Here is a 5,684-nt window from a genome sequence, read left to right on the forward strand (position 1 = left end):
CCAGGTATTTCCCGCAGGGCTGGTCGGCCACGGGCCATACACATTGCTGGACCTTCAGCGTGTCATAGGAATAGGTCCGCGGTCGTGGCTTGCGCACCACGGTCCGCGCCGGTCCCTTCCGTTCCAGGGCGTGACGGAGCTGGCGTCGGGCATTGGCCCGGGACCAGCCGACCTCGGCAACTAACCGGTCCAGGATGGCGCGCCTGTCCTTCTTCGAGGCCTTAGCATACGCGTTGGCCTCCTTCTTGGTGATCTCCCGACGCGCAGACAACGTCAACCAGTAACCCATCTCTCCAGAACTCCAAAGCGCTCGAGGGCGGACCAGAGATTTCGCGAGCATTTTCCAAATGAGGCACGCACACCATTTCGCGAGCACTATTGATGAGTCAAGTCGGGATTTTGCAGGGCCATTTCAAAGTCCGGTGAGCTGGCGGACTGTTTCGGGCTCGTGGTCCAGGGCCCGCAGGGTGGCGGTGATGTTGGTGTGTCCGGCCAGTCGCAGGACGTTGATGGCGAGGTTGCGCAGGCTGGCCATGACATGGGCGGCGTTGCCGGTACGGACTTGGGAGGCGTCTTCGCGGTATGCGGTGTCCCTGAACCAGTGCAACCGGTTTTCGATGCCCCAGTGGCCGCGGATGAGGTTCGCCGGTTCCGGGGCTCCGGCGAGGTTTGGTGGCAGGGAGGTGATCACGTAGACCTGCTCCCCGGTCTTTTCCCCGGTTTCGTGCTCGTCCCGTCCGCGGGTGATCCGCATCGTCTGCGCGGCATGGGGGAACCCTATCCAGTCCTGGGCAGGTTGGACGGCGGCTTCCCAGGTGCTGGTGCGTCCGTGGGCCTTTCCCCGGGCCCGGTATCCCGGCTTCCTGCGGGACCAGCCCTGGGAGGCGATCCGGTCCCGCAGGGCGCGTTGGTTGGCCTTGACCGTGAAGACGTAGTGCCCGCCGCGGGCACGTTCGCGTTGGCCTGCACGGCAAGGGTGTGCAGTGCATCGGCTGTGATGACCTTCCCGTCCAGGTTCCCGGGCCGGTCGAGCAGGACCGGCAGATGGGGGATCTTATTGGTCTTGACCCCGATGGCTTCCTGGGCCAGAACTGTGCCGGCATCCTGGTCCAGGGCCGCCATGAGGAACACGCGGTCCCCGTTGGCGTGCTTGGATCCGCGCACTTCCTTGCCGCCCACCACCACCGCCGGAAGCTAGGTGTCCTGGGCAGTGGCACGGGCCGTGGTCCAGACTGCGACCGCGGCATCGAGGGCGACCGGGTCGACCAGGACGGCGATGCGGTGGATCGTGGCCAGGGACGGGGCCCTGCCGTAGCCGAACAGGGCCCGGTCACGGTGGGCTCGGGCGGCCCATTCGGTGATCATCGTCAACGAGCGCGCACCGGAGAGCACGGCGGCGACGAAGACCAGCAAAAGGTCCGTGAAGGGGTATCGCATCCCGCGTAGTGCCCGTGGGTCCGGTATAGCCGACAGGGCCCGGCGCAGCGAGGGCAGCTCGGACCCGGATACCTCCCGTTCCCGCTCGAAGTAGCGCGAAAGCAGGCCGGTGGGAGAGGATGGCATCGGCGGACCCCTGTGTCTCGGCGTTGTGGTAAACACCGGCTTAACAGGAGTTTGTTATCTCGCAGGACATGGGTGACAGTTCTACCTCAGGACATCGGTGACACTTCCGGGTGTTTGGGTGGTGACACTTCCCTTCGAAGTTAACGGGTTTGGCAGCGCCCGAGGCGGTCGGCCGAGAATGACGCATGAATCCGAATGAGCCGGTCGATGCCCGAATACGCCTCGCGATCGCCCGATGGCCTGATGACGCGCCCCGCGGGTCGGTCACCGCGTTCTGCGCCGAGCATTCCATCACCCGCAAGTTTTTCTATGCGATCCGGGCCAGGGCACGCGACGAGGGCCAGGCGGCAGCGCTGGAATCGCGGTCCCGACGGCCCAAGTCTTCGCCCAGCAGGGCTTTCGAGGCGCTGAAGGATGATGCAGTGAAGGTGCGTGCGGCCATGGAGTCTTCCGGGCTGGACCATGGTCCGATCAGCGTGCAGGACAAGATGGTGTCTCTGGGCATGGACGCGCCATCCGTTGCCTCGTTGGCACGGATCTTCCGGGAACGAGGCGTGGCCCGCGCCGATCCGAGGAAAAAACCCCGGGCAGCGTACCGCAGGTTCGTTTACCCGGCACGGAACGCCTGCTGGCAGCTTGATGCGACCGAGTACGTGCTCACCGGCGGACGCAAGTGCGTGATCTTCCAGCTTCAGAATGACCATTCGCGCCTCGCCATCGCGACCCACGTGGCTGGCGGAGAGACCAGCGAGGCCGCCCTGGCGGTCGTGAAAAAGGGCATCAGGACATACGGGGTTCCGCAACGCCTGCTCACCGACAACGGCATGGCCCTGAATCCCTCTCGTCGTGGATGGGAAGGCCAGCTGGTCGCCTACGTGTCCTCGCTTGGCGTCGAGGCGATCAGCGGGAAGGCGAACAGGCCCACCACGCAAGGCAAGAACGAGCGCTTTCACCAGACTCTGTTCCGGTGGCTGGACAAGCAGCCAATGGCGCAAAGCCACGGGGAGCTCCAGGACCAGGTCGAGCGGATCGACCTGGTCTATAACACGGAGCGTCCGAACCAGGCGCTCCCAGGACGCATCACCCCGCAGCAGGCGCGGTCTGCCACGGCGATTGCCGAGGCATCCCGCCCGAAACCGGCGCCGGTTCTTCCCCCGGTACCAGTGTCGGCGCAAGGTCACCGGGCCCAGCGTCCCACCGGACTACCGCCAACGCAGGGCGGCACCCGCGCGGCAGGAGACGCCCACGACCTGCTGCTCAAAGAAGCCCAGCGTGAGAACACCACGCCCAGGAAATTCAGCGGCAGCATCGCGCACCCGGCAGCCACTGGCACGCGGAAAATGCAGGTCTACCCCAACGGCGTCGTCAACATCGGCAGGGCCCTGTTCTCCCTGACAAAGCGGATGGGAGGGCGAACAGTAGCTGTCACGTGGGACCGCGAGAGCATCGTGTTCGCGAACACCGAAGGCGAAGTCATCGCCGAATACCTCTGGCCGCCGAAGGGCACCGCCTACGTCGGGATCGGCAAATCCCGTACCCGGTTCCGCAAATAAGCGGGCCCAAAACCGGAACCATCACCGATGTCCTGATCCACCGAATGTCACCATTGTCCTGAGGCAGAACTGTCACCGATGTCCTGAGACATCACAGGATTAACAGGAGTTCTCCTTGACTAAAAGGGGCCACGCCGGGCAGAAGTGAAGAGCGTCACCAGCCCGACGAACCAAGCGACTTTGAAATGGACCTGGGGATTTTGGTTTTGCCGGGACCCTCGGGTAAAGTAATTACTCGTGCCGAGGCACCGGGAACGCTCCGCGAGGGGCGTGAACGGAACTTGGTACACCATTGGGATATGGTGTAATTGGCAACACATCGGTTTCTGGTACCGACATTCTAGGTTCGAGTCCTGGTATCCCAGCGCTACAGCCGGAGCAGACGCTGCGCCGGCTGGCATTGTCCGAAGAGCACTCCGGACAAGCTATGGCCCCATCGTATAGCGGCCTAGTACGCTGCCCTCTCACGGCGGTAACGCGGGTTCGAATCCCGCTGGGGTCACGTTCGCAAGAACACGGCGGCATCAGCCTTTCAACGATGCAAGCTATGCGGCCCCATCGTATAGCGGCCTAGTACGCTGCCCTCTCACGGCGGTAACGCGGGTTCGAATCCCGCTGGGGTCACTTTGCGATCTCTGAGGACATCGTTTACAGATGTTCGGCGAGATCGTTGGCGCCCCAGTCTTCGGACTGGGGTGTTTTTCTTTTGGACTGGTAGTCCCGCCGGGGGTTATAGGCAGGAATGTGTGTATGGCCCGGGTGTGTCACGGCCTGCTCCTACCGCCCCAGCCGTGCTGGACCCCGTTGCCGTCTTCCCAACTGAATTCCCTGTCGTAGAGCGCCGGCCCGTCGGGTTCTTCATTGATTTTTCGTTGCTTGCGTGGAGGGTCCCAGTGTTCCTGGCACACGAGCGTCCATGGCTCCCTGGGGAATTCAGTCAGTGAATCCAATAGCCAGTTCACCGCGGTGCGGGCGTGCGCGTCAGGCATCCCGCGATGGGCGCGGAGCAATTCCTTGATGGCCTTGTTCGGACCGCCCTCCAAGGGCGAAGTAGTCCGGTGGATCTTCACTCCACTGGCAGGCTGCAAATCGGTCTCCAGCCAGACGAACAGGTTCTCGTGCTTGATCAACGACCGGTAGAAGCCCCGAGCCCGACGCAGCCGCTGATGGGTGTACCACCAGAGACGACTAGCAGGAACTGCGCAGGGCCGTTCAGCACCGGTACGGGCTTCGGTGCGGTGCTTGAGGAAAGCGTCCCATTTGGCCTCCCACTGCGAATAGGCGCTGATCCAGGCCGCGGCCTGCTCCTGGCTGGAGACCTTCATCAACGCCTTGGTCAGGGCCATGAGCTCCCGGCCAGCTGGCAGCCTGGGGGCAAAAGTCAGGTGGCGGCGCACGGCCTGTAAGATGTGGAAATAGCACCGCTGCACGCGCGTGTCCGGCCAGTAGTGGCGCAATGCCGCATGCAGACCGGTCCCGCCATCGACAACGGCCACCGTCGGGGCCGTGTCAATGGCCATTAGGAACTGCCCGCTGGCGGCTTTCTTCTCCTGGTCGCACCACTGCCAGTCCACGACATGGGAGCCGATGAAGGCGATGAGGACGCACCAGCCGTTGAAGTACGTCCCGTCGAGCATGACCTGCTCGTGGACCTGACCCGTTGGCGCTGGCGGGGGAACTTCGACCCGCCAGCACCATCCAACCAACGCCCGGAAGGTCCTGCCGGTCCCGCCACGGGAGGCCTGCGACGTGACACCGAGTAGCCAGTCCACGAAGCCAGCCAGCTGTGCTCGTCGACTGACGTCCTGGCGCGACTGCGTGCTCGAAGCCCCGCACTGTTTGCATCACCATCGGGTACGTCCGGCGGAGGTTTTCCCGTTCTTGACGAGCTTGGAATCGCATACACCACAACGCGGTTGGTTCGAGGCAAGAGGAACCCCACAGGCTCCCAAAGCATGTGCATCCCGGCCTCACCCTACGCACGACAGGGAAGCAAACTCCTCACGTACACACATTCCTGCCTATAACCCCTCCGGTGTCGATGCGGATTGTAGGACATTGGCGTGTGTCTGGACTAGGTGACCCTTCTCTGTCTGTCAAGCGGAGTTCCGGGCCGCGCCGTATGAGCTGGGGGTATGGTAGACGCGCCGGGCGAGTTAGCGTTTGATGCAGCCACGGATTTCCTGGGCGGAGAGTCCTTCCGCTTCCCGTTTCTTCACGTATATGCGGGATTCCTCGTCGTGGGTCATCCGTGATGATCGATACCACGTGCAGCGCCTGGTTGAGGCGTCCGTCCTCGCGCGGTTGACCCGGTGACGGACGGTGTGGCCCGACGAGGCCGGGATCGGATTCACCCCGGCGAGGGCCCCATATGCTGCTTCCGAATGCACCCGTCCTTGGTGGGACCAAACGGTCAGGCAAGTTGCGGCCGTGACGGCACCGAAACCCTTGACCTCCAGCAAAAGCGCGGCCTCGCTGACCTTGACCAGCTCGGTGATCTGCTGGTTGTTGCTGGACAATTCCTTGTCGAGCTCACCGATCCGTTTCGCCAGCCGGATGGCCTCGGCC

Annotated in this window: 2 protein-coding genes, 3 tRNA genes and 4 pseudogenes; 4 read left to right on the forward strand and 5 right to left on the reverse strand. The window is 63.6% G+C overall.

Going from position 1 to position 5,684, the window contains the following annotated elements:
- From AB8M85_RS17395 to AB8M85_RS17405, 3 genes and pseudogenes are all read right to left on the reverse strand, one after another.
- Window positions 1-289 (reverse strand): annotated as a pseudogene (locus AB8M85_RS17395) (integrase); the annotation flags it as partial.
- Window positions 290-412: 123 nt separating this feature from the next.
- Window positions 413-940, reverse strand: a pseudogene (locus AB8M85_RS17400) (ISAs1 family transposase); the annotation flags it as partial.
- Window positions 941-1,194: 254 nt separating this feature from the next.
- The gene (locus AB8M85_RS17405; protein WP_372700101.1) at window positions 1,195-1,563 is read right to left on the reverse strand and encodes a transposase family protein; all 369 of its coding nucleotides are present in this window, start codon (window positions 1,561-1,563) and stop codon (window positions 1,195-1,197) included.
- 185 nt (window positions 1,564-1,748) lie between these two features.
- Here AB8M85_RS17405 and AB8M85_RS17410 point away from each other — a divergent pair, with 185 nt between their 5' ends.
- The 4 genes from AB8M85_RS17410 (at window position 1,749) to AB8M85_RS17425 (ending at window position 3,740) form a co-directional block, all read left to right on the forward strand.
- Window positions 1,749-3,116, forward strand: a complete 1,368-nt coding sequence (locus AB8M85_RS17410; RefSeq protein WP_372700102.1) for a DDE-type integrase/transposase/recombinase — start codon at window positions 1,749-1,751, stop codon at window positions 3,114-3,116.
- A 293-nt stretch (window positions 3,117-3,409) separates the two neighbouring features.
- Window positions 3,410-3,481: transfer RNA gene (locus AB8M85_RS17415), tRNA-Gln, on the forward strand.
- A gap of 64 nt (window positions 3,482-3,545) precedes the next feature.
- Window positions 3,546-3,618 (forward strand) — tRNA-Glu (locus tag AB8M85_RS17420).
- A 49-nt stretch (window positions 3,619-3,667) separates the two neighbouring features.
- A tRNA-Glu gene (locus tag AB8M85_RS17425) sits at window positions 3,668-3,740 on the forward strand.
- Window positions 3,741-3,880: 140 nt separating this feature from the next.
- On the opposite strand, the pseudogene AB8M85_RS17430 reads toward AB8M85_RS17425, so the two are convergent.
- Both AB8M85_RS17430 and AB8M85_RS17435 read right to left on the reverse strand, forming a co-directional pair.
- Window positions 3,881-5,068, reverse strand: a pseudogene (locus AB8M85_RS17430) (IS1249 family transposase).
- A 204-nt stretch (window positions 5,069-5,272) separates the two neighbouring features.
- Window positions 5,273-5,684 (reverse strand): annotated as a pseudogene (locus AB8M85_RS17435) (transposase); the annotation flags it as partial.

Source organism: Arthrobacter sp. JSM 101049 (genome assembly GCF_041679245.1).
Taxonomy (GTDB): domain Bacteria; phylum Actinomycetota; class Actinomycetes; order Actinomycetales; family Micrococcaceae; genus Arthrobacter_H.